This window comes from Eudoraea sp. (assembly GCF_049669105.1).
In the GTDB taxonomy this organism is placed as follows: Bacteria; Bacteroidota; Bacteroidia; order Flavobacteriales; family Flavobacteriaceae; genus Eudoraea.
In genome coordinates this window covers 24,114-49,637 of sequence record NZ_JBATKE010000051.1, presented here as the reverse complement: position 1 = coordinate 49,637, position 25,524 = coordinate 24,114, and the positions used below count along the sequence as shown (strand labels likewise).

Sequence of the window (25,524 nt, the reverse complement as noted above, 5' to 3'; positions counted from 1 at the left end):
CAAATTATGAGAATACTTAAAACTGTTATCGCTATACTAGGTGTGTACGCCCTAACGGGAAGTACGGAAACCGCTTTTGCAAATACAAAAACAGAAAACGATTCAAGTACAATACAAAAACCAAAACCTCGAAACGTCATTTTTATTCTTACCGATGACCACAGGTATGACTATATGGGGTTTACAGGTAAAGTTCCCTGGCTGCAAACTCCAAATATGGATAAGCTGGCAGCGGAAGGTGCATACCTGCCCAATACCTTTGTAACTACTTCCCTGTGCTCTCCGAGCCGCGCATCTATTTTAACTGGGCAATTCTCACATAGCCATACTATTGTGGATAACCAGGCTCCGGATCCCGGGAACCTGACTTATTTTCCGGAGTATTTACAGAAAGCCGGATATCAAACAGGCTTTTTTGGAAAATGGCATATGGGTGACCACGGTGATGAGCCACAACCAGGTTTTACACATTGGGAAAGTTTTCCCGGGCAAGGGGTCTATTATAATCCTACTTTAAATATTAACGGGGAGAGAGTGGCCTATAAAGATTCTACTTACATCACCGATCTTTTAACGGAACACGCCGTAGATTGGATGGATAAAAGAGATAAGAATAAACCATTCTTTCTGTATCTTTCACATAAAGCAGTGCACGCAGGATTTCAACCTGCTAAAAGACATAAAGGTATTTATAAAGGGAAAAAGATAAAACTCCCTGCTACTTATGAACAGACCAAAACAGGCAAGTATCGTGATTTAAAATGGCCACAATGGGTTGCTGACCAGCGAATCAGCTGGCATGGGGTAGATTATATGTACCATTCTAACCGGGACTTATATGAAATGGTTGTGGATTACTGTGAAACCCTCCTTGGAGTTGATGAAAGTATTGGTAGCGTTATGGAGTATTTAAAGAAGGAAGGACTGGATGAGTCTACACTGATTATTTACATGGGGGATAATGGTTTTAGTTGGGGTGAGCACGGCCTGATCGATAAAAGGCATTTTTATGAAGAGTCTGTTAAAGTTCCTTTACTGGTGCGTTGTCCGGAATTATTTGAAGGGGGTAAGGTTCCACAGCAAATGGTTCAAAATATAGATATAGGACCCACAGTTCTGGCTGAAGCAGGGGTTAAACAACCAGAAAATATGCCCGGGGTTTCATTTATTCCTATTCTAATCGGAAATACAGAGATGGCTTCCCGTAAAGAAATATTTTATGAATATTACTGGGAGTATGATTTTCCAATGACGCCAACTGTGTTTGGCATGCGAACAGATCAATATAAGTACATGAAGTATCAGGGGATATGGGATAGAAATGAACTTTATGATTTACAGAACGATCCTGAGGAGATGTACAATTTAATCGCAGATCCGGACAAACAGGAAATAGCAAAATCTATGTCATCTGCCATATATGATTGGCTTGAAGAAACCAATGGTATGAATATTCCCTTAAAGCGAACAGTTAAATACCGTTTTGGAGATTTTAAACACCAACAAGAACACTAAAAATCCAGCGTTCTGGTTTCTTTGCCGTTATTATCAAAAAACTTGATTTGGTTTACGTTTGGATTCACTTCAATATACCTGCTGGATTGGGATTGAAAGGAGGAACCCCAATAGTATTCCTGAATCTGACTGCTATTATCCCCGAAATATAATACGCACTTAACTTCATTAGCTTTTAGTGGAACTAACTGAGGCGTTGGATTTATAGTTGTTTCGTAAACTTTTAGGAAATCATTGTTTTGTGAAGCGACCAGTATAGATTTTTCATTAGCCACGGTTAATCTTACGAGGCTTTTTGCATCACCTGGGACGAGGAAATGACTCTCCTCCAGGGGCACGGCTTTAAAACTTCCTTCTCCTTTATTCTTTAGCACAACACCTACAAAAGCGTCAGCAGGGCCTTGTTGTACTTCCATCCCAAAATCGTTCCCTACCAATGCGATATCCATGAAGTTATCATTATTAAAATCGGTTATGAGAATCCCGTAAACAGGGGCAAGTTGAGCTTCAATAGGCAGCGGATGACTTTTAAACCTGCCATCTCCCAGGTTTTCAATCCACGACGTCTGCATATAGTTAAACGTGAGTTTCATAGCATCATCCAGAAGGCCATCAGGAAAAACTTCCGGCAAAGTGGCTTCACCAAATTCACCAAAGGAGTTAAATCTTTTTCGAATTCCCACAAACTGCTTTACAACATCCTGCCAGGGATGATAAAGGTATTCCTTCTTGGTCCCTACGCTATCTCTCAGGTAATAGGAGATAAGAGGATCTATCATTCCATTATCATCCAGATCCTTTGCATATAAGCGCACAGGCATCTCTTTGTTGGCTTTAAAATAAATATTTTGCCCAAAATTGCCGGCTACATAGTCTGTATCTCCGTCATTATCCAGATCTGCAGCTGCCAGACTGTTCCACCAGCCGAAATTATCCTGAATACCACTGGAATCCGTTATTTCATGAAGAGTTCCATTTCTGTTTTCAAAGAATCGTATAGGCTTCCATTCCTCCGCCAATATAAGATCTGGCCAGTAATCTCCGTTAAAATCCGTCCATAAAGCATCGCAAATAAGCCCCGGATATTCCAGTTCAGGGGAAACTTCCGCCGTAACATCAATAAAACGAACATTCCCTTCTGTGCTTTCATTCCTGAGAATATAGGAACGGTCTGCTTTTGGATAGGCCATAGGCAATACCCTGCTTCCGATAAAGAGATCGAGGTCCCCGTCTCTGTCATAGTCTGCAGCCCTTACTGCAGAAGAGTTACTCCTCATATCAGGTATCCCTTCAACAGATTCAGAAAACCTGCCGTTTCCATCATTTAATAACAGAATATCTTTGTATAATATATCCCCAGGTGGATACTGAGCACACCCGCGGGCTATATATAAATCCAAATCCTGGTCACCGTCAGCATCAAAGAGCAGGGTACCGGCATCTTCTTCTTCCAATTCTTTGCCCTGTTTATAATTAACTTCCTCCTGAATAAAGCTCCCATCCTTTTGCTGTATAAACCAGGACTCGGCGAATTTCCTGCTAGCACTCAGAAACATGTCATCCAGGCCGTCATTATTTACGTCACCCACCGCTAGAGCAGGACCATATTGAGAGAACTTATGTGGTAGTGTACGCTGGAAATTAAAATCAATAAAGTCATGATCTTTACTTTCATGTACCAGATTATACTTTTCTGCCACTTCTTTTAGCATAGGAATAAATAGGGAATCCTTTTCTAAAGTGGTTTCCAGCAATCCTGGATCATAAGCTATATTAAGCACTCTGTCTGTTACCTGTCTTTGTAACTTCTGAATACCTCCACCGGGCCAGATAATTTTTATAGAATCTACAGAGGTTTTAGTACCAAGCCCAAAATGAAATACACTTTCAGGTTTGGAAAGATACCCTCGTCCGGAAAGCAAGGACTGCTTCTGGCTCATGCCATCAGAATAAATTTCTACGACGCTCCCGTAGGCAGCAGGGTTTTTAGCAGAACCTTTTAATTTGATCCTTAAATAATGACTTTCCGGATTTATTTGGGAAAGCCTGTTTTCCATTAGGAGTACAGGATCATTTATATTATTGATTACTAAATCCAAATCCCAGTCATTATCCAGATCTCCATAGGCCGCTCCATTGGAGTAAGTGCCAAAATTAAGCCCCCAGGTATCGGTAACATCCTCAAAATTTAAGTCTCCTGTATTTCGGAACATGAAATTTGGAATTTTTATCTCAGGAATGGCAGCTATCAATTTTTCTTTGCTGACCAGTCTGCTGGCCGTGATACGGAAATCCCCGAAATCCCTGTCGGTTACATCTTTTGGAAATCCATTGGTAATAAAAAGATCCTGCCAGCCGTCATTGTCGTAATCGGCAAAAAGAGGTGCCCAACTCCAATCCGTTTCCTGAATCCCGGCAAACATACCTGTGTCTCCAAATATAGGAAGCCCTGTTTCCGGATTTATGCCAAGATTTAGTTGTAGTGTATTTCTGGTATACTGGGATGCGTAGTTATATTTTTTAGTAAAAATTTCTTTCTGATAACTGCTGGGTCCCTGGAATAACTTCTTTCGCTTGTTGTAATAAGGTTGCATTTCTGAAGTAAAAATATCCATATGCCCGTTATTGTTAACATCAGCAATATCGCTGCCCATGGAAGAAAGGCTAAAATGCTTAAATATATCCCCGGCCCTGTTGGTGTAGGTACCATCCTGATTATTGATATAAATCAGATCATTACTCAGGAAATCATTCGCCACATAGATGTCCATCCATCCATCTTCATTAAAATCGTGAATTAGCGTACTATGACTGTATCCGTGAAAGCGAATCCCGGCTTCTTCTGATACATCTTTAAATACAGGGTGATCTGCATTATCATTCCACTCATTTTTATAGAGCCTGTCGCGGCTAAGGGAGGTGCCGTCGTCCTCTAAAGGACTAAACTGGCTTGGGTTTATTCCTTCAATCCTGTTTACGCCAATAAAAAGATCCAGGTCTCCGTCGTTGTCGTAGTCAAAAAATTGTGCATGGGAAGAATAGGTAGTGTCTGCAATCCCGTAATCCCCGCCCATTTCTTTAAATAGGGGAGTACCACTCTCATTATTACCCTGATTGATGTACAGGAGGTTCCTTCTTCTGTCCGGATTTTTATAAAATGTATTACAAACGTAAATATCCTGCTTCCCGTCAAGGTTAATATCCATAATAGAAACCCCTGAAGACCATAACAGGGAATCTGGTTTATTTATGCCCGCCGCTGTGGAGATATCCATAAATTTTAATTGTCCTTTATTGAGGAACAAACTATTATCTACCTGATTGCCAGTGAGGAAAATATCCTCTAGTCCATCACCATCCAGGTCACCCAGTGCCACACCGGAGCCATTGTAGACAAATTCATTATCAAGGATATTAATAGAATCATTTTCGGTCAATGCATTGGTGAAATCCAGGCCTGAATTTTGGGAAGTAACACTTTTGAAAAGAACTGTATTTATTTCTGCATTATCACAGCTGTTAACTAGTATTGAGAGTAAGCCAATTGCCAGTAATACAATTTTCGCTTTCATGGGATCTTTATTTTAAATCAACATACAAAAATGCGAGAACCCTGGCACATGAACAAATAAAAAGGCCGCTTTTCAGCGGCCTTTTAAAAATTATTTGCATAATAGTATTAATACCCGGGATTCTGAGCTAAAATATCAGAGCCTTGAATATCTCTTTGCGCTTGTGGAATAGGATATAATTCACTTTTACCGGCAGTGAAGCTTGCGCCACCAAATTTGGTAATTAAGTACTGACCCTCATAAGCCAAATATTCATTTAATACCGGAGCGGCAACACCCCAACGGACAAGATCAAAGAATCTGTGCCCTTCGCCAGAAAGCTCAAGCTTTCTTTCAAAACGGACTGCAGTTCGTGCAACGGCCTGAGAAGCAAAGTCTGCTGCTGTATATTCTGAGATATTGTAATTAGCGGCATCTGTACCATCTTCATTTTTAACCCAATGCTCAGAAAGAGCAGCTCTACGCCGTACCTGATTAACATAAACCAATGCTTTGGCAAGTGATCCTGCTTCTACTTCAGCTTCAGCAGCCATCAGCAATACATCAGCATAACGTATAATAGTATAATTCATAGTCGCATAACCACGTGTCCATGAACTACCATCTGTAAAAGTATTCTCCTGTGATTTGTAATAGATGTATTTTTTTGGAGAGTAAGGACCCGCATATGGGAAACTTCTAATCCAGGCAGAACCAGGATGAGGAATCCAATCTAAATAAGGAATGGTTTTTCTTCCAATGGAATGATCAATTCTTGGATCTAACGGACCTGAATCAGGTACAAATGTTGATTCATCGTTACCGTTAACAATAACGTGGAAAAAGGCGTTTTGAACTTCATTGGCAGGATCATTATAGGATCCGTCTAACAATGGCAGACCGTTTGCCTGTGTTCTAAAGGAATTAGCTAAAGAGAAACTTGGCTGAAAGAATCCACAGCAGTTACCAGGACCGTCAGGGCCCGTGTTGTAAGGGTAATTTAAATCATCAAAGGCATTGGCATTATTGACACTTCCAGTATTATTAGCAGATTCAACATCCATTACAGCTTCTGCATGGTTATCATTTTCCGCATTGTAAATTTGAGCGTAATCATCTAATAATGCATATTTCAAACCATTGGAAGTAACTCCATTAGCAATAACATCATCAAACCAGGTTATAGCTTCTGAAAACTTCCCTTGAAATAATTTGGCTTTGCCCATATAAGCTGCTGCAGCCCATTTATTTACACGACCGGCATCTGTAACAGCAGGTAAATTATCATACGCATACTGGAAATCAGCTTCTATTTGTGCCCAGGCAGTCCCTGAATTTGGAATAAGAATAACTTCCTCTGATGGAAGAGTTTCATCAAAAACCGGGATGCTACCGAAATGCTTCTGAAGATCAAAGTAAAAATGACCGCGTAACATTCGGGCTTCACCGCTAATTCTAGCAGCATCGGCTGCGATTAGAGCATCGGGATTAGCCGTAATTGTTGCAAGGACCCTATTCGCTCTTGCAATGCCTTCATAACGTCCACGCCATAAATTATTCAAATCCCCACTTGTAGGATCTGTTTCATAACGCTGAATGGGGTTGATAGTCGAATAATCCCCTGCATCTGTTCCTTTATTGGCTTCTCCACCCATAATAGAACCGGTAACCCAATGGTTGGGACCTTCAAACCTGTTTCCAAAAACGCCATTCAATGCAGAATACGTCCCAATAAGTAGGGCTTCAATACCATCAGCTGTTCCCAACTGGGCATCACCCAATGAACCTGCAGGCGGTACTTCTAAAAATTCATCGCTACATGAGACACCCAACACGAGGGCGCACATGACGAAAACTCCGAAATGTTTAATCTTTTTAATTGTCATCATAACTTTTTTTTTCAAATATAATTAAAATTTTATCATAATTATTCATAATCAAGGTCTTAGAGTCCAATATTAACATTTATCAAATAAGATGGTGTTACCGGGTAGTTACCTAAATCAACACCAAATTCGGTATCAGCAATACCACCAACAACAGGGTCTAATCCGCTGTAACCCGTTATGGTCCAAATGTTATTGGCAGAAATTCCTACTTCAAATTTGCTAAGTACATTGGAATCATTAACCAGTTGACTAAAAGAGTAAGTAAAAGCAAGTCTTTGAAGTCTTGCATAACTACCATCTTCTACATACCAGGAATTTGCCGTTCCACTGGTACTTAGGTTAGATGCACTTTCCCAGATAGGAGCAGCAGCGTTGTTACCTAATTCAGGAGTCCATGAGTTAAATGCAGCGACACCTTTTGCAGAGCCTTCAAAAGTACCAAAGAAATCTCTATACCATTTAGATTGGTTAAATATTTCCAAGCCTGTAGACCAGTTCCAGAACATCTCCATCCTTAAATCCTTATATTTCAAATCTATGGTTGCCCCACCGCTGTAATTCGCTACAGGATCACCAAGATAGGTTCTGTCATCCGGGGTAATTACACCATCTCCGTCAACATCCCTATATTTAAATCTACCTACACCGGCTCCGTCCTGTGCCGGCGATGCGGCAACATCGGCTGCACTATCAAAATAGCCTATGACATCATATCCAAAAAAGGAAGACAATGGCTTTCCAATCTGGTTCCTTGTAGGATTTATACCTCTTGCACCCTCTAATTCTAAAAATTCGATACCTGGCGCAAAGGCCACCACTTCGTTTTTAAGGAAGGTGTTATTAACCGCAAATTCAAATGTAAAATCTTCTGTGAAATTTCCTTTATAAACTACTCGTAAGTCAATTCCCCGGTTAAGCATAGACCCAACGTTTCTGGATGGTGCACTTGCATAGTTTCCGGTTACACCTGCCAAAGGCACAACGAATAAAAGGTCTTCGGTATCGCGTTTCCACCAGTCGAATTCAATATCTAAATGGTTGTCAATAATAGTAGCATCAAAACCAATGTTAGTAGTTGTACTGGTTTCCCATTTAGCATCCGGGTTCCCTATACGGCTGGTAGCAAAACCTTCATCGGCACCACTATTTTGACCTTGTATCGGGTAAAAGGTATTCCCTAAATCTGAAGCGGCCAAAGAAAACTGGTTGGCAGGGTCTACGTTGTTGGAGTTACCCATTTCTCCCCAGCCTACGCGAACTTTTAAATCCTGAAAAAAGTTTTGGTTATCCATAAATGATTCGCCAGTTATCCTCCAGGCGCCTGAAAAGGCGGGAAAGGTACCATATCTGTTGTTAGCCCCGAAGACGGAAGAACCATCTCGCCTAACAACCCCAGAAACATAATATCTTTCGTCATAGTTGTACTGCAACTGGCCAAACAAAGAACTAAAATTAACACCTTGTCTTATAAAACTTTGGACTACCGGGCTTTGCACTGCAGAGAGGGTTACAAAGTCTAAATCTGTAGAGAACGGGTTAATACCGTTACCTTGAATTCTTCTTCCCCTAGGTGCAGCTACCGGGGTATTGGTTCCTTCAATTGCCTCCTGGCCTATTAAAACTTTTAATTTGTGTTTGTCAGCAATTAATTTCTCATAGGTAATGGTATTCGTAAATGTCCATGAGAAGCCATATTCTGAGCCTTCACTAAAAGAAAAACTAGCCGAAGGTTCAGAATCTCCCAAATACCTGTAATTGTAATCTCTATTGTTAAAATTATAATAGAACCCGCCTATACTGCTTCTAAAAGTAAAGCCCTCAAAAGGTTTGATCAGTGCATAAAAATTACCAATGGCACTTGCTGAAAACGCTCTATCATCACCTCTGTCCTGAACCAATCTTCGTACAGGGTTACGTCCGTTGTTAAAACCTGCAGCCCTGGTACTGGCATAGCTGCCAAAGTCATCAAACACCGGAATAATGGTTGGCATACGATAGGCCTGAAGTACTTCAGACTCCGCATTAGCAATACCTTGACCTCCTGCACCACCTTCTTGGCCTAAAACTGAATTATAGGTAACCTGCAGGTTTTCACCAATACTTAACCAGGGTGCCAGATCAAATTCTGAATTAACACGGGCAGTATACCTGTCCTGGCTGTTCGACAAAAGAATTCCCTTTATAGACTGCATATTTAATCCTATATAGAAGCGTCCGTTCTCGTTACCTCCATCAAAACCAAGGCTAATCCTGGTCTGTGGTGCAACCCTGGTAATTTCTCTATACCAGTTAGTTCCTGCAAGGTTTGGCCTGATTAAAAATACATTTTCCGGATCTGCTTCATAATTTGCCTGTATCTGTGCTAAATTTATATCGCTTTCAAATACACCATTCTGCCCATCTGCATGCAGATAATCCGGGAATCTTGGTGTTGCATTAGAACCGTATTGCGGATGTGTATACTGTGGTGCAGTACCATTAGCCGCAGCATTATTTCTATAGGCAATATGCGTATAATCCGCCATATCCTGCGGATTCAGCATTTTTGGTGACCCTGCTACATTGGGATCAGTAACACCACTTTGAATATTAATTGAAATGTTGGTTTTTCGATCTCCGCGTGATCCTTGTTTTGTTGTATAAACAATTACACCGTTTGCTGCTCTTGCTCCATAAATGGATGCCGCAGCAGCGTCTTTAAGTACTGTAGTCGTAGCAATATCGTCCGGGCTTAAGAAATCAATACTTTGAATAGGTACCCCATCTACTACATAAAGTGGTTGGTTACCGCCAAAGCCGCCATATCCACGAACCCGCACCTGACTTTGAGTTCCCGGCTGGCCATTAGTGATTACTGTAACACCGGCAACCCTACCAGCTAATTGTTGTTCCACATTACCGGAAGGAATTGCTGCCAGCTCCTCGGCACTAACAATGGATACCGCTGCTGTGGTTTCCCTTTTTGATTCCGTGGTATACCCTGTTACTACAACTTCGTCTAATGCAAGCCCTTCTTCAAGAGTTGCATTTATAACACTGGAGCTACCCACAGTCAATTCTGCCGAATTGTAACCGGTGTAAGAAAATACCAGGACATCCCCGGGACTGGCCTGGATGGAATAATTTCCATCAAAATCAGCCGCGGCACCGGTTGAGGTGCCTTTAATTACCACATTCGCTCCAGGAAGCGGAACCCCGCTTGCATCTGTAATAGTTCCTGTGATGGTGGATTGAAATGCTTCAATCGTCGTTACTGTTTCGAGACTTGTTGTCGGTGCTGCAAGAGCAAACGAACAAACAAGCCCCATAAGTAATGAAAAAACCTTGATACTGGACCTACTGATTTTGCCAGCACAAGATTTTAACGAGTGATAATCACTTTTTAGAATCATAATCGTTTGTTGTTTAGTTAGCTTTAATTAATTGATTTTCATGATTTTAAATAACACTTAAAGCGAAAACGTTTGCGGTTAATGTTAAAATAAACCATAAATTTTTGATAATATTAATAAAATTATGCGAATTATATAATAAACGATAACAATATTTTGTCAATTAGTTGTCAAATAATGAAATATTAGGAATTTGTTATATAAATAAATTTAACATTTTGTTGTTTTTTGTCAATTCTTGTAGACTACTACTTTTTTTTTTAATAAAACAATACCTTTTGGGGTTAACCAAAAGGCATTGCTTACTACGCTACTGATACTACCTTACGATGAAGGGCATCACAATTGCAATCGTTCCCCTATGATTTGCCAGTCAGAAACGGGAAACGCCGCGCTAATTCAAAAAAACCAAGCGCAGGTTGGGGAAACTATTTTTAATGCTGTAATTCATTCATTTCAATTAAATGTAATATGCTTTTTACTGATTCATTGGTTGATAACCTATCTTTGGGTGTGTTTTTACAATAGTCGACCAAAATATTTATCGACGTGGTGGCTACATGGGTTCTGGTGTCTGAAGACGCATAATAGATAAAAACGGTTCCGTCATTATCTGCTATCCAACCATTAGAAAAAAGAACATTTCCCACATCTCCTACAATCTCTTTATTATTCGGAGCCATAAAATAACCCCCGGGCTGATAAATGACTTTAGATATATCCCGCAGATCTGTCATAAAAAGATATAATACATATCTTAAACCTGCGGCGGTATTGCGGACTCCGTGTGCCAGGTGAAGCCACCCTTCTTTCGTTTTAATTGGTGAAGGTCCCAACCCGTTTTTCAATTCATATATAGTATGATAGGCTTTTTGGTTTATAATTGTCTCGTCAACAACCTCGGGGTGGGTCATGTCATCTATAAACCCCAGCCCAATGCCTCCTCCGGAACCAGTTTCAATAAATCCGTCCTGGGGTCTTGTGTACAGGGCGTATTTACCCTGAACAAATTCCGGGTGCAAAGTCACATTCCTTTGCTGGTTGGAACCCGAAATTAAGTCGGGTAAGCGCTCCCAGTTCTTCAGATCCCTTGATCTGATGATACCTGCGTTTGCGATTGCAGAAGAAGTGTCCCCGTGTGGAGCATCCGGATTTTTTCTTTCTGCACAAAAAATACCATAAACAAACCCATCTTCATGAGCAATCAGGCGCATATCATAAACATTAATATCCGGATCGTTTAATTGTGGAAGTAGTAAGGGCTTTTCCCAGAATTTAAATTTATTTATTCCATCCGGGCTATCTGCAAAGGCAAAATAAGATTTTCTATCGCGCCCCTCAACTCTTACTACCAGGGTATATTTATCATTCCATTTAATTGCCCCCGCATTAAATGCTGCATTAACACCTATACGTTCTAAGCCATACGGATTAGACGCTGCATTTAAATCGTACCGCCAGTTTATTGGTATATGTTCAGCAGTAATCACCGGATACTCATATCTGGAAATTATCCCACTATTTTCCGGAATTGCATCATTAGGTCTATTTATAAGTTGCTGATGATTTCTCATAAGCTGCTCATAATTCCAAATCCGTTTTTGGTTTTTTAGCCTGCCTGTTTCCATCACGTTACATTTGTTGGTCTAACTTATCCCACCAGAATTTTTTAAGGAGAAAACCGCAAACGGCAAAAATTGCAAGCGATATCCATAAGGACGTATATTCTCTGAGGATTAAATATATAGGCATAATTACGAGAAGTGTCTGAGCTGCGGTACCTATAAAAATATTAAACATGTCCATTTTGAACATTTTGTTTTTTATAAAATCCGGATCCTGAGCACTAACTTTTTTCTGTATGGGTTTCCAAAAACCCCAGGGCCTTGTTTTTTTATAAAAATTAATTAGAGTGGCTTCATTGGTAGGCGGCCCCATATAAGTTCCAATTATACAGCCAAGGGTGGTAATTATAAGAAACAGGGGGAAAAGATAAAGTTCCAGCGTCTCTTTAAAGACCAGTGGAAAAATAATTGCAGGTATCAGGCCCGATACCATTCCCCAAAAATAACCGTAGCCGTTAAATCGCCACCAGTGCCATTTTAAAGTATTAGAAACTACATAACCACCCCAAAGGGCAGAAACTATCCATTGTAAAACAGAATTAACGTCCTCGACGAAAAACCCCAAAGCAATACTCACTATGACAACCAGTATGCCACTGCCATAATTCATCCATTTTACCTCTTTTGGTTTTGCATCTTTTTTATATCTTAAGTAAACATCATTTACAATATAGGCCTGAGCCGCGTTTAAGGTTCCGGCAAAAGTGGACATAAATGCAGCCAATAAGCCAGCCAGTAAAAGACCCATTAAACCAACAGGCACAAAATTACTTATGGCCGAGGGAAGAATATTTTCAAAATCAATTATTCCGGCACGTTGCAGATCCAACTGATCATAAAAAAGGATGCCCAAAACTGCAAAACCACCTATCATAAGATATCTGGTAGGCATAAGAACAATCGACACGAATCCACTCATTTTTGCAGCTTCTTTTGGCGATTTGGTAGATAGTATTTTCTGCATATCATAATTTGGTGCAGGACCGGCGATACTGGCCAGAATACCTTTGAAGACAACCAGCATAAAGAACAATCCAAATAATGAATAGCCGTCTGAAGCAATTTTGTCGTTAACTTCTGCAATAAGGCCAGTCCAATCAATATCCAGAGTCCATCCAAAAAAGGGATCCATCCAGCCCTCGGGTACGTTCAGCGTATTTGAACCCATTGCCTGCCAGGCTATGAAAGCTATGGCAAATGAGGAGATGGTCATTATTGTAAATTGTAAAAGATCTGCCCAAACGATACCAGACATGCCGCCAAGCACCGAATAAAATACAGCAAACAAAGTAAAAATAGTGCCATAGAAATGTGGGACATATTGCAATGGGACATCAAAAGGAATATAGGCGCTTACTATTTCCCAGGGGATAAATATTTCAACAAATTTCCCCAGTCCAATAAACCCATAGGCCAGAAAGCCAAGGCAACTAATAATGGCAAAAGCCACAACAACGGTATGCGACAATTTGCCGCCCCTACCTTCACCAAATCTGAATAAAATCCATTCGGCCCCGGTTGTGACATTGGAACGCCTTAACCAGGCGCTCAGGTAGACCATTAAAAATATCTGATTAAACACAGGCCAAAGCCAGGGTATCCAAATACTTTTTAAACCGTATACAAAGGTTAAGGTAACCAGCCACATGGTTCCGGAAATATCAAACATCCCTGAGGCATTAGAAAGACCGAGCATATACCAGGGCAGGGATTTGCCGCCAAGTAAATAATCATCTTTGCTTCTTTGCGCCCTTTTGCGAAGTATAAGACCAATAAGCACAGTAGCTAAAAGATATAATAGGATTATTGCAATATCTATTCCCTGCAGCATATTTTGTTTTAACTTAAAAATTAAAGATTAATCAAATAAGTTGGAATTAGTAAAAATTAGTGTGCTTTTTTGAAAATTTATAAAAATATACACCCTTCATTTGCTAAATTCTGGTTCAAATCTAAAATATTTGTTAATATTGTTTTGGTATTATTTTATCATATCAATGAATTATAACGACAGATCTAGCATTGAATAATGGAATTATTAAAAAGAATTCATCGTGAGATCACGCCTCTTTCTAATGAAGACAGTTTTCTGGTTTTCGACAGAGTGAAGGATTTTTTTGATTATCCAGTGCACTTCCATCCGGAATTAGAACTGAACTTTATCTCCAATGGCAAAGGAATCCGCAGAATTGTTGGCGACAGCATTGATGAAATTGACAATCTTGAATTAGTATTGGTTGGCTCTAATCTTTTTCATGGATGGGAACAACATGAGTGTATAAAAAAAAACATACATGAAATAACAATTCAGTTTCATAATGATCTCTTCGACTCCGCTTTTCTTGGCCGTAGAATTATGAAGCCCTTAAAAGACTTGTTTGATAGGTCAGCTCATGGAATTCTTTTTTCCGAAGAAGTAACCCGTAATATGGCACCGAGAATACTGAAAGTATCAAAACTGGGTGGAATCGATTACTTTATGGAACTATTTTCAATTTTATATGACCTGGCGACTTCAAGAAATCAACGGTTGCTGTCCACGACCACAATTCTACTGGAAGACTTTGAGCATAATAATAAACTCAAAACATTATATGATTATGTTCAGGACAATTATTCAGCAAAAATGACTCTTCAGGAAGTGGCAGATATAATGAATATGAGTAGTGTTTCATTTAATAGATTTATTAAGAAGCGAACCGGTAAGACATTTGTAGAATATGTAAATGATATTCGTATAGGTTATGCTTCCAAATGGTTAATTGAAAGAGATTTGAGCATATCCGAAATAGCTTTTATGTGCGGCTTTAATAGCATTGCAAATTTTAACCGGGTTTTTAGAAAAAGCAAAGGTAGTACGCCTACTCAATACAGGCAGGATTTTTCCGGTATTCGCAGAGTACTATAACTTCATAGGAGTAGTTAATACCCTTGGAGGGTTTTCTATAGCACTAAGCTTACACTAAATTGTCAATTTCTTGTACATTTCTACCAAACTGGACAGACTGCAAAATATTTCAAATAAATAATGTAATTTAAGCATGCTATTATCTGATAATAAAGACCGTAATTAATTAAATAAAGCCTATGCAAATAAAAGAATCACCAACTATGTATGATGCAATAATAGTTGGTTCCGGTGCCGGTGGAGGCATGTCGGCCAAAGTCCTGGCAGACGCTGGTCTAAAAATTGCCGTCGTTGAAGCAGGACCTTTTTTTGATCCTGCAGATCCGGAGCAAATGACCCAGTTAAAATGGCCTTACGAATCACCGAGAAGAGGTGCAAATACTACCAGAGATTTTGGTGAATTTGACATGGCGTATGGAGGCTGGGAAATAGAAGGTGAACCTTATACGCGTAAAGAAGGTACGAAATTCGACTGGTACAGGTCACATATGCTGGGGGGAAGAACCAACCACTGGGGAAGAATTTCACTGCGTTTTGGACCAAAAGATTTTAAGCATAAAGATATAGATGGCCTTGGTGACAATTGGCCAATTGGTTATGAAGATGTAAAACCATATTACGATAAGGTAGACAAACTTATTGGGGTCTTTGGTACTAATGAAGGACTTCCTAATGATCCGGATGGATTTTTTCTACCACCGCCAAAACCGAGACTGCATGAGCTTATGTATATTAAAGGTGCGCGTAAATCCAATATTCCGGTTATTCCATCCAGAATGTCTATGCTCACGAAAAAAATTAATAACGATCGCGGGGTATGCTTTTACTGTGGTCAGTGTTCTCGTTCTTGCCAGGTATATGCTGATTTTTCTGCAGGTTCCTGTTTAATTTTTCCTGCTCAGAAAAGTGGAGGTCAGGTTGACCTCTATGTGAATTCCGTCGTTCGGGAAGTAACAACGAATGAAGAAGGAAAAGCAACAGGGGTCTCATATATTAATAAGGACGACCGCAAAGAGTACCAGCTAAAGGCAAAAGTTGTTGTACTAGCAGCTTCTGCGTGTAGTTCTGCACGAATTCTCCTGAATTCAAAAAGCAAACAGCATCCTAATGGGCTTGGAAACAGCAGTAATGTTGTTGGGAAGTATCTTCATGACTCTACAGGAAGCAGCCGGGCCGGATTTATCCCGGGTCTGATGAATCGGAAAGTTTACAATGAAGATGGGGTAGGTGGAATGCATGTTTACACACCCTGGTGGCTTGATAATAAGAATTTAGATTTCCCCCGGGGGTATCATATTGAGGTCTGGGGAGGAATGCGGATGCCTAATTATGGCTTTGGATTTAATCCAAATGAGTTTAATAAATTTTTTAACCTACCGACCGGAGGTTATGGCGAAAGTTTACGTAAGGATGTGAAAAAATATTACGGCTCTGTCCTGGGTTTTGGAGGCCGGGGAGAGGCAGTTGCCAGAGAAGATAACTATTGTGAAATAGATCCCACTACCGTCGATCAATTCGGAATCCCGGTACTTCGTTTCAATTATAATTGGTCAGATTTTGAAAGAAATCAGGCCAGGCATATGCAGTCCACATTTGAAGAGCTTATCCACAATATGGGAGGAGAAGTCCTGGGTGATACCCCTTCAAAAGAAGAGGATTATGGGCTTTTAGCTCCTGGTAGAATAATCCATGAGGTAGGAACCACGAGAATGGGCGATGACCCAAAAAAGTCGGTGGTAAATAAATTTCAACAGTTACACGATGTCAATAATGTTTTTATAACTGATGCGGGTCCGTTTGTTTCGCAGGGAGATAAAAACTGCACCTGGACCATTCTGGCCTTGTCATGGCGTGCATCGGACTATATTGTGGAACAATTAAAACAGCAAAATATCTAAAAAATGGATAGAAGGAAGAGTATTAAATCAATCTTACTTGGAACCGTTGCCGGTGGTCTGGTTGTTCATGGTTGTAAACCCGAAGCAGCAAGTACTGAGGAAATTGCAGCAGTTAAATCAGGTGAAAATCACTTTGGGAGGACACCGGAAGAGAAAGAGCTTATTGAAAAATTAAATTCTGAACAATTTTTTAATGAGCATGAATTGGGTACCATTGCAATACTGAGTAATCTGATAATGCCTCCGAATGACAAATTTGGCGGGGCTACAGACGCCGGAGTTCCGGAATTCATTGAATTTATGGCTAAAGACGTCCCTAAATTACAGACAGATTTACGGGGAGGCCTTATGTGGCTGGATCATAAAAGCAATACGGATTTTGGTGCGGAATTTAAGTCGATTACTGAAGAGCAACAAAAACAAATCCTGGATCTAATTGCGTTTTATGATTCCAAAATTCCCATGGATGAGCAACCACTGGAAATACAATTTTTCTCATTAATGCGGAACCTTACACTTACCGGATATTATACCTCTAAAATTGGTATTGAAGAGCTGGGCTATAAAGGGAATATGCCAAACGTTTGGGATGGTGTACCTGAAGATGTATTGCAGCAGCATGGGTTAGCTTATGATAAGGAATGGCTCGCTAAATGCGTGGATCAAAGCAAGCGAGGCGTAATTGCGGAATGGGATGATAATGGTAATTTATTGACGTAAATAAAAAAATAAAAACATGATGAAAAAAAATAATTTATTAATTCTGGGCATGGCAATTTTATGTTGTCAGTTTAGTAGTTATCAGATGGTTGCTCAGGAAGTTGGTTTACAATTGTATAGCCTGAGAAATCAATTTAAAACTGACGTTCCAGGAACGCTTAAACTGGTTAAAGACTGGGGTATTACCAAAATAGAAGGTGGTGGCAGTTATGGACTTCCGATGGACGAGTATAAAAAATTACTCAAGGATAATAAACTGGAAATGGTTAGTGTGGGTGCCGGCTATGAGGACCTGCAGAATGATATAGAGAAAGTCGTACAAAACGCTAAAACATTTGGTGCCAAATATGTAATGTGTGCATGGATCCCACATGATGGAAATACCTTCGATATTGCCAAAACTAAAGAAGCTACCGAGGTTTTTAATAAAGCAGGGAAACGACTAAAAGAAGAAGGGATTACTCTGGCGTATCACGCTCATGGTTATGAATTCAGGCCATATGAGGACGGTACTCTATTTGATTATATGGCAAAAAATGCCAATCATTTTGCTTTTGAGATGGATGTGTATTGGGTGCATCATGGAGGAGGAGACCCACTTGCACTTTTGAATCGCTATCCTGATAAGGTTGTATTGCTGCACCTTAAGGACATGGAGCATGGGGTAAAAGGCAACGATACGGGGCATGAAGATGTTGAGACCAACGTAGTACTGGGAACAGGTCAGGTAGATATAGCAGGTGTGGTTAATCGTGCTAAGGAGCTCGGGGTGGTTAAATATATGTTTATTGAGGATGAGTGCTCCAGGGTTGTGGAGCAGGTACCTCAAAGTCTTAAATTTCTTAAAAGCCTTTGAGAATAGTTATTAGATCAATCCTTTGGTGTTCTATGTTCTTTGCATTTGGGACTGGATGTAAGAATAATGAAATGCAAAATGAAGCCCAAATTAAGCCAAACATTATCTGGTTGGTCGCAGAGGATCAATCGCCCGATTTTTTTCCGATGTACGGTGATAGTACAATCGCTCTGCCTAATATTGAATCGCTTTCTTCGGATGGTGTAGTTTTTACAAATGCCTATACGCCTGTACCGGTTTGTGCCCCTACCAGAAGTGCCATTATAACAGGGATGTACCCAACCACATTAGGCACTCATAATATGCGCACCTATAATGCCTATTCTAAGGAGAATCAGCCATCGATAGGGATTCCCAGTTATTCACCTTTAGTTCCGGACGGAGTTAAAATGTTTACAGAATACTTGAGAAAAGAAGGTTATTACTGCACTAATAACGCCAAAGAGGATTACAATTTTAAAGCCCCCCTATCTGGTTGGGATGAAAGCAGTTCAACTGCCCATTGGAGGAACAGGCCAAAAGACGCTCCTTTTTTTTCCGTTTTTAATTTTAATGTTTGTCATGAATCAGGTATCTGGAAACAAGGAGAAGAAGAATTATTCGTTTCACCAGATTCCATAACCGTTCCACCATATTTTCCTGATAATGATGTTATTCGCCATGATCTGGCGGTTAATTACTCAAACTTAAAACGATTGGATGAACAATTGGGTGTAATTATTAATCAATTAAAGGAAGACGGCTTATATGAGAACAGTATTATTTTCTTTTATGGAGATCATGGGGGTCCCTTTCCAAGGCATAAACGCGCTTTGTATGATACGGGTATAAAACTGCCTTTGGTTATTAAATTTCAGGATAATTTAAAAAAAAGCAATTACGATGACCAAATTTTAAGTTTTATAGATTTTGCCCCAACCCTTCTTTCCTGGGCCGGCATAAGCCCTCCGAAGGTTATGCAGGGTAAGGCACGATTTGGAGTTTATAAAGACAGTACGGCAAGCAAGTATGTTTTCGCCACTTCAGACAGGTTTGACGAAATGTATGATAAATTACGCGCCGTTCGAACTAAGAGATTTAAGTATATCAGGAATTACAATACCGATATATCAAATGCAATGGCGGTTAAATACCGGGAACAAATGCCTATGATGCAAAATATGATGTCTTTGCAGGCTTCCGGAAAATTGGACTCTCTTGCTTCTTTGTGGTTCAGAATACCCAAACCAGAGGAGGAATTATACGATACGCAAAATGATCCTTATGAATTAGTGAATCTTTCAGACCAAACACAATGGCAGGATACTTTGGTTCATCTGAGAACGGTTTTAAACACCTGGATCAAAGAAACCAATGATTTGGGCAGATATCCAGAAAAGGATTTGATGGCAATGTGGTTTCCAAATGGAGAACCACCTAAATTAGAACCACTTCAAATGGTTGAAAAAGGGGAAAAAATTAATCTGATTTCAAAAAAATCAGATGCTACCATTATATGGAAACAACCCGGGGATGTCAGCTGGCATATTTTTTCTCAACCTTTAGACAAGAAAGCTTCATTTATTGCAAAAGCTGTTCGGATTGGTTATACGGATAGTGATGACTTGCTTTATACTGTAGATTAACTTCTAATTCAATTTATTAAAAAGCAGCAATCGAAAATCTATAACCTCTTCGCCAATTATTTCGGATGCCCGAAGGGTAAGTTGCCCCTTACCTTTTTTTAATTTCATTATTCCCATGGAAACGGGTTTAAAATCTTTTATATAGGATTCAATTCGGGGAATCCGGTCATTTTCCATACCGCTGAGTGGCGTATCATGATATTCAGTAATCTTTTTACTAAGACTATTGGAATCTAATTCAAGCAGGATAGTAGATCCAACATTTTTTTCAGTACAGGTATAATGCAGAATAACCTCATAGTCGCCATCTGACAAAACCTCTATATCCCAAGTGATGGAATCGCTAAGATTCTTCCAATTTGTAAAAAAGGAACAATTTGGATATTTGTTGCTTCGTTTAATTCCACCATGGGCAATTCCGTCACGTGCAGGGAGTTGGGTAGTTTTAAATTTTGGATGCCCCAGGGTAAATGGCCTTATTGCCTTAGAAGCAACCGGCACTTCTTTTAGCCAATTCTCTTTTGCGTTTAAGTGAGAGGTATACACCTCAGGGTAATCTTTGGCCACATCGCGTGTCTGACCTAAATCTGTTGGAATATGGTAGAGTCGGTTTTCATCATCCAATCGAAATTCCTGTGATCTCACGCTGGTTTTATCATTCCAGTGGTTATAAATAAATCGGGATTCCCAGGAAGGATTTTCTTCAAAAATCAAAGGCTCCGTATTAAGCCCATCCAGGGGTTTTTGAGTTTTGGTTTCAATACCGGCTAAACCGGCCAAAGTAGGCAGGATATCTATAGCACTTGCTATCTGGGTTATTTTTTTGCCAGTTGGGATGGCGTTTTTCCAACTGATAAACAAAGGACTGCGAACACCACCTTCATCTACAGAACCTTTTTTACCGCGCATTCCGGCATTCCAGCGCCATCCGTTGGGGCCATTGTCTGAGAGGTATACGATAATGGTATTTTCCTCTAGATTTAATTCCTGAAGTTTATTTATTATCCTGCCAACATTATCATCAATATTCTCCACCATGGCAAGTGCGGCCCTTGTAAAGTTGAGATCTTCAATAATGGTATCCCTGTGTTTTTCAGTTAATTTCTTATCCTTGAATTTATCCCAATACTTGTCCGGGACCTGCATGGGACTATGAGGTGTATTATAGGGTATATAAAGGAAAAAGGGTTTTTCCTTATTCTTAATTATGAATTCCAGGGCTCCATTTGTGAGATCATCCGCTAAAAACCCTTTTCCTTTTACGAGTTCGCCGTTATGCTCTATAAGTGGATCAAAATAATTACCCCAATGCCCGGAAGCAAAACCATAAAATTCATCAAATCCTCGTGCATTAGGATGATAAGGGGGTTGCATGCCACTGTGCCATTTACCATAGGCTGCTGTTTGGTAACCGGCCTTTTTAAATACCTCAGCAATTGTGGTTTCGTCCAGATTCAGTCTTTCACCGCCGGCAGAAGTAGCATAAACACCAAGTCTTTGAAATTGCCTTCCGCATAGTATCTCGGCTCTGGTAGGAGAACAAACTGGCTGAACATAGAAATTTTCAAAAGAAACACCATTTTGTGCCAGCGCATCAATATTAGGCGTGTTGAGGTTGCTGTTGCCGCTTATACTTAGATCGCCCCATCCCTGGTCATCTGCTATAATTAAAACAATATTTGGCCGTTTTACTGTCGTTCCACCTTCCTCTTTAGTATCACACCCCAGGAATAATAGAAGTAACAGCAAACTTAAATTCAAATTCATTTTAATCCGATTTCACAGCCAATCCTACCATGCTGTCAGCTGTACCATAATAAAGGAACCATTTATTTTTATAAAAGACCAAACCTTCAATAAAAGTGGTTCCCGCTGTGTACTGCCCACTGGTTTCATGAGGAAGACTGGGGCATATAAACGGTTCTTCATGTCTTTTAATAAACCGGGATGGATCTTTAGCATCAAACAATACCTGACCCCCGCAATAGGTTCCCTCAGCTACTTTTTTACTTGCGCCTTCTCCACTTAGATTTTTGCCATTGTAAAGCAAAAGTATTCCATGTTCCGTATAAAGGGCAGGAGGTCCGGGTTCGGTTAAATGACTGTCAAATTCACCAATAGTAGGAGTAAAAACATGTAATAGTTCACCTTCTTTATCCAAATAAGGTTCCCAATCGATGCCGTCCTCAGATTGTGCTAAATTGACAAATAACTCTCCCCAATACATTAAAAATTTACCATTTACTTTTTTAGCGATTAGCCGTCCATTTTTTAACTCTGTTACTACTGATCCAGATTTACTCCAGATATTATTAAATTTCCCTTTTTGAAAACTTTCAAAAACCGGCCCATGCTTGGTCCAATTCTTAAGGTCTTTTGATGTAGCACTTGACAATCTGGCCACATCTTTGTTCCAGCTCGTATACATCATTAGATAAGTCCCGTCGGGCATTTCTACTACTCTGGGATCTTCGATGCCCCCGGGGTAATCCCACTTCTGAAATTCATCTTCTTTTGGATATAAAACCGGTTCGGGGTATTTGCTGAAATTTATTCCGTCTGTACTGTATGCAAGGCCAATGCGTGAGGTTCTTCCTCCCAAAATAGCTTCGGGGTTATCCTCGGACCTGAAGAGCATAAAAACGGTGTCATTCCTCACCACGGCAGCGGGATTAAATACATCGGCTTTTTGCCATTGTACATCCTCTTTTGTTATGGGATCCATGAAAACATAACTGGAATCTGCTGTCATAATAGGATTTATATCCGTTTTTTCGAAGCCAAGCATCCATATATCTGCCTCACTAACCGTTGCCTTAGGTTTTTCTTTATTATCCTCTTTACAGGAGATAGCCGTTAAAGAACAAAAAATTAGCAATAATAGGATACTTGTTTTCATTTGTTTAAATTATTTGTTGTTTTTAGTTTAATCCAGGCTGTTTCAATAGCCTTACAATTTCCATGCAAGCCCTGCTGTTGTGGTAGGGACATTTCCAGGGACCAACCTTATTTTCATTCTCATAAGGTACACCTTCTTTATCAACTCTAAAAAACCATTCCCCATTTGTTTTGTCTATAATTGTCTGTTCAATAAAAGCCCAGATGCCACTGGCAATATCAAGGTATTTATTTATTCCTGTTATATTCCACACATACAGTAAACCAACAATGGCCTCGGCCTGAGGCCACCAGTGTTTATCTGTGTCTACTTGCTTGGTGTGCAAATCCATATTGTTATAAACTCCATAATCACTATCCAGGGCCTTCTTTATAAAAGAATCGGCGATGGAAACTGCCAGAGATTCTGTAGATATAATTAACTCTTTATTGCCTAATTCACGCGCGGCATTAATCAATAACCAGGCGGCTTCAATATCGTGTCCGAAAGATACTTCGGTAGACAAAGAGTTCCAGTCGCTGCTAAAAAATAATTTAAAGTGACCATCTTCTGTTGCGAATCTGTTTAAAACCAAATGGATTAAATTCTCGAGGGCGCTGCCTGTTTTTTCGTTCCCGCTTACCTCGAACAGGGTAGTGTAGGCCTCAAGAATATGCAAATGGGTATTCATGGTCTTACTGGCATTGAGATCCTTTTCACTGAGTCTCATATCCTCTATGGGCTCCCAATTACGTTTAAAGCATTCAATATACCCCCCTGAATTATGGTCCAGAGCTATTCTCTCTAATTGATAAAAAATTTCCAATGCCCAGTCCAGTGCATTTTGGTTCCGGGAATATTTATAGTATTCAGCAAGGGAATAAATGGTAAAGGCCTGGGCGTAAGTTTGTTTTCTTGTTATTGATGGGAAGCCTTTGTAATCAACCAACCAATACACCCCGCCATATTCCTCATCTTTAAATTTGCCTTTTAAATAATTAAAAGCCCGTCCACAAATCTCCAGATATTGGTTATTGCCATAAAAATTTCCTGCTGCTGAAAAAGACCAAAGAATCCGTGTATTAAGTATAATTCCTTTATGAGCTTTTGGGATAAGCCTGTTAAAATGATCGCGCCTTCCATAAAAGCCACTGAAGGAATTATCGACTGTATTTAATTGCCAAAAGCTTAGAATATTTGCAAGTTCCTGAACTGATTGCTTTATAAATTTGTCATGATTTATATCGCGCTTCTCGGCTGGTTTGTTGTCTTTGCTACCTGATTTTTTTAACATCATTCAGAAATAAGACATGTGATAAATTTTTATATAAAATAAAATCTGATGCACTGGCCTGTCCGGGATATGGAGCAAAATAGTGGTTTGGCCACGCATTTCTCCAAAATAAAGCCCAGGAAATCCCGCTTTTGGCTATATGCCGGTCAAGAACCTCGGTCCACCAGTTGGCAATAGGGATTTCATTTAAGCCAGCCTCTGAAAGAACATACGGTTTGTTTTTATCGGCCGCTATTTTTTGTAACAGACCAATATTGTTTTTAAGGGCCATAATAAACTCTTCAGAGCTACCGTGTTGATAGATGTCAATTCCCAATATGTCTACATATGAATCACCTGGATAATATTTTAGATAATCCTCTTTTTTTTCTAAGGTATTAGGGGAGTAGGCATAAAGCATATTATGTACGCTATACTCCTTGGTAAGAATATCAAAGGTTTCTCTCCAAAGACTAATATATTCTTCCGGGTTGCAATTGCCTTTACCCCACCAGAACCAGTCACCGTTCATTTCATGAAATGGCCTGAAAACAACAGGAATGCTATTGCCTGATTCATCTTTAAGCTCGTTCATAAAGTTCGCCAGTTTAGAGAGCCATGCCTTGTATTCATTGTGTAAATTTCCCCCTTTAAGTATTTCAGTAACCGCAGCGGTAGTATCCCAGGCACTTTTTTTTGATACCGGATTATCAGGATGCCAGCTCAAGGTGATGATGCCTCTCATCTTATGCGCTCTTTGGATTAGCTTTTGCATTAGTTTAAAATCTACGGTATCAAGATTTATGGAATGTCCCAATTCTATATGCCCTAATTCAAAGCCGTAAACCGCAGGATACGCTCCGCTGACATCATGAACGTCACTTCTTTTTATACTACCATCGTTTTTCCAGCCCATGCCATATGCCGTGGCATCCTGGTGCCCAAATGCATAACCGACTTTGGCAATCTCTTTAATTCTGTTGTATAAGTATTCAGTTTGTCTGCTTCCCATTTTGTCAGCCAGGGCAGCTTCCTGTTTCATTAAGGTAGTTGTCGATTTACAGGACTGCAGGAGAACCAATAAAAGAATGATTTTAATCCAATATGTAATGTTTTTGCGCATGGGTAAGTATTCATCTATAAAGTTCCTCAAAAATTAATAGAATCTCTAACTAAATTGAATCATAATTCGATCTGATTTTTATCTCATGCAGGCCACATCAGACAGTATAATTTGAATTTGGGAAAGTTTTTGGAAAAAACACTTTTGAATAGAAATGAGTTATTAGAAGTACATGTGTTTTTAATTTTCTCTAACTTCGTAATTAAACTATTCAATTGCCGGAATCACTTTTGAAAACCATCACATTTTTTTGTTTTATTATCCTCTTTAC

Annotated in this window: 15 protein-coding genes; 6 read left to right on the top strand and 9 right to left on the bottom strand. The window is 39.8% G+C overall.

Features of this window, described 5'->3' with window-relative positions; genetic code table 11:
* The first annotated feature begins 6 nt into the window (after positions 1-6).
* Positions 7-1,515, top strand: coding sequence for a sulfatase family protein (locus WBM60_RS04075; protein ID WP_424259034.1), 1,509 nt, complete (start codon positions 7-9; stop codon positions 1,513-1,515).
* On the opposite strand, the gene WBM60_RS04070 is transcribed toward WBM60_RS04075, so the two are convergent.
* The 5 genes from WBM60_RS04070 to WBM60_RS04050 form a co-directional block, all read right to left on the bottom strand.
* Complete coding sequence (locus tag WBM60_RS04070) at positions 1,512-5,087, bottom strand: VCBS repeat-containing protein (protein WP_424282780.1); 3,576 nt, start codon at positions 5,085-5,087, stop codon at positions 1,512-1,514. The genes WBM60_RS04075 and WBM60_RS04070 overlap by 4 nt on opposite strands.
* 107 nt (positions 5,088-5,194) lie before the next feature.
* Positions 5,195-6,955 carry a RagB/SusD family nutrient uptake outer membrane protein gene (locus tag WBM60_RS04065; RefSeq protein ID WP_424278373.1) on the bottom strand — a complete coding sequence of 587 codons (1,761 nt, stop codon included), beginning with the start codon at positions 6,953-6,955 and terminating at the stop codon, positions 5,195-5,197.
* A 56-nt stretch (positions 6,956-7,011) separates the two neighbouring features.
* Positions 7,012-10,347, bottom strand: coding sequence for a SusC/RagA family TonB-linked outer membrane protein (locus WBM60_RS04060; RefSeq protein WP_424264074.1), 3,336 nt, complete (start codon positions 10,345-10,347; stop codon positions 7,012-7,014).
* Between the two features lie 434 nt (positions 10,348-10,781).
* Positions 10,782-11,975, bottom strand: coding sequence for a glycosidase (locus tag WBM60_RS04055; RefSeq protein ID WP_424264072.1), 1,194 nt, complete (start codon positions 11,973-11,975; stop codon positions 10,782-10,784).
* A 4-nt stretch (positions 11,976-11,979) separates the two neighbouring features.
* Positions 11,980-13,803 (bottom strand): sodium:solute symporter family protein, encoded by a 1,824-nt coding sequence (locus tag WBM60_RS04050; RefSeq protein WP_424282779.1) that lies wholly within the window; start codon positions 13,801-13,803, stop codon positions 11,980-11,982.
* A gap of 198 nt (positions 13,804-14,001) precedes the next feature.
* Here WBM60_RS04050 and WBM60_RS04045 point away from each other — a divergent pair, with 198 nt between their 5' ends.
* The 5 genes from WBM60_RS04045 (at position 14,002) to WBM60_RS04025 (ending at position 19,979) form a co-directional block, all read left to right on the top strand.
* Positions 14,002-14,880 (top strand): helix-turn-helix domain-containing protein, encoded by an 879-nt coding sequence (locus tag WBM60_RS04045; RefSeq protein WP_424264068.1) that lies wholly within the window; start codon positions 14,002-14,004, stop codon positions 14,878-14,880.
* Positions 14,881-15,059: 179 nt separating this feature from the next.
* A complete protein-coding gene (locus WBM60_RS04040) occupies positions 15,060-16,778 on the top strand; it encodes a GMC oxidoreductase (protein ID WP_299164537.1) in 1,719 nt (572 codons plus the stop codon).
* Between the two features lie 3 nt (positions 16,779-16,781).
* Complete coding sequence (locus WBM60_RS04035; protein WP_424263216.1) at positions 16,782-17,498, top strand: gluconate 2-dehydrogenase subunit 3 family protein; 717 nt, start codon at positions 16,782-16,784, stop codon at positions 17,496-17,498.
* 16 nt (positions 17,499-17,514) lie between these two features.
* A complete protein-coding gene (locus tag WBM60_RS04030) occupies positions 17,515-18,354 on the top strand; it encodes a sugar phosphate isomerase/epimerase family protein (RefSeq protein WP_424263214.1) in 840 nt (279 codons plus the stop codon).
* Between the two features lie 32 nt (positions 18,355-18,386).
* Entirely contained in the window at positions 18,387-19,979 is a 1,593-nt protein-coding gene (locus WBM60_RS04025) for a sulfatase family protein (protein WP_424282778.1), read from the top strand.
* 3 nt (positions 19,980-19,982) lie between these two features.
* Here WBM60_RS04025 and WBM60_RS04020 read toward each other — a convergent pair whose 3' ends face one another.
* The 4 genes from WBM60_RS04020 to WBM60_RS04005 are packed head-to-tail and all read right to left on the bottom strand — an operon-like array spanning position 19,983 to position 25,253.
* Positions 19,983-21,746 (bottom strand): arylsulfatase, encoded by a 1,764-nt coding sequence (locus WBM60_RS04020; protein ID WP_424282777.1) that lies wholly within the window; start codon positions 21,744-21,746, stop codon positions 19,983-19,985.
* Between the two features lies 1 nt (position 21,747).
* Positions 21,748-22,878, bottom strand: coding sequence for a glycoside hydrolase family 130 protein (locus tag WBM60_RS04015; RefSeq protein WP_424276650.1), 1,131 nt, complete (start codon positions 22,876-22,878; stop codon positions 21,748-21,750).
* A gap of 22 nt (positions 22,879-22,900) precedes the next feature.
* On the bottom strand, positions 22,901-24,154 hold the full coding sequence (locus tag WBM60_RS04010) for an AGE family epimerase/isomerase (protein WP_424262640.1): 1,254 nt from the start codon (positions 24,152-24,154) through the stop codon (positions 22,901-22,903).
* Positions 24,132-25,253, bottom strand: a complete 1,122-nt coding sequence (locus WBM60_RS04005; protein ID WP_424262642.1) for a glycoside hydrolase family 26 protein — start codon at positions 25,251-25,253, stop codon at positions 24,132-24,134. Before WBM60_RS04005 ends, WBM60_RS04010 begins: the two co-directional genes overlap by 23 nt.
* Between the last annotated feature and the right edge of the window lie 271 nt (positions 25,254-25,524).

Excerpts from the sequence above, each read along its gene's own strand:
- WBM60_RS04035 (WP_424263216.1), top strand. The coding sequence starts at position 16,782 with ATGGATAGAAGGAAGAGTATTAAATCAATCTTACTTGGAACCGTTGCC.
- WBM60_RS04030 (WP_424263214.1), top strand. The coding sequence starts at position 17,515 with ATGATGAAAAAAAATAATTTATTAATTCTGGGCATGGCAATTTTATGT.
- WBM60_RS04010 (WP_424262640.1), bottom strand. The coding sequence starts at position 24,154 with ATGATGTTAAAAAAATCAGGTAGCAAAGACAACAAACCAGCCGAGAAG.
- WBM60_RS04070 (WP_424282780.1), bottom strand. The coding sequence starts at position 5,087 with ATGAAAGCGAAAATTGTATTACTGGCAATTGGCTTACTCTCAATACTA.
- WBM60_RS04075 (WP_424259034.1), top strand. The coding sequence starts at position 7 with ATGAGAATACTTAAAACTGTTATCGCTATACTAGGTGTGTACGCCCTA.
- WBM60_RS04005 (WP_424262642.1), bottom strand. The coding sequence starts at position 25,253 with ATGCGCAAAAACATTACATATTGGATTAAAATCATTCTTTTATTGGTT.
- WBM60_RS04040 (WP_299164537.1), top strand. The coding sequence starts at position 15,060 with ATGCAAATAAAAGAATCACCAACTATGTATGATGCAATAATAGTTGGT.
- WBM60_RS04025 (WP_424282778.1), top strand. The coding sequence starts at position 18,387 with ATGTTCTTTGCATTTGGGACTGGATGTAAGAATAATGAAATGCAAAAT.
- WBM60_RS04060 (WP_424264074.1), bottom strand. The coding sequence starts at position 10,347 with ATGATTCTAAAAAGTGATTATCACTCGTTAAAATCTTGTGCTGGCAAA.
- WBM60_RS04015 (WP_424276650.1), bottom strand. The coding sequence starts at position 22,878 with ATGAAAACAAGTATCCTATTATTGCTAATTTTTTGTTCTTTAACGGCT.
- WBM60_RS04020 (WP_424282777.1), bottom strand. The coding sequence starts at position 21,746 with ATGAATTTGAATTTAAGTTTGCTGTTACTTCTATTATTCCTGGGGTGT.
- WBM60_RS04050 (WP_424282779.1), bottom strand. The coding sequence starts at position 13,803 with ATGCTGCAGGGAATAGATATTGCAATAATCCTATTATATCTTTTAGCT.
- WBM60_RS04065 (WP_424278373.1), bottom strand. The coding sequence starts at position 6,955 with ATGATGACAATTAAAAAGATTAAACATTTCGGAGTTTTCGTCATGTGC.
- WBM60_RS04045 (WP_424264068.1), top strand. The coding sequence starts at position 14,002 with ATGGAATTATTAAAAAGAATTCATCGTGAGATCACGCCTCTTTCTAAT.
- WBM60_RS04055 (WP_424264072.1), bottom strand. The coding sequence starts at position 11,975 with ATGGAAACAGGCAGGCTAAAAAACCAAAAACGGATTTGGAATTATGAG.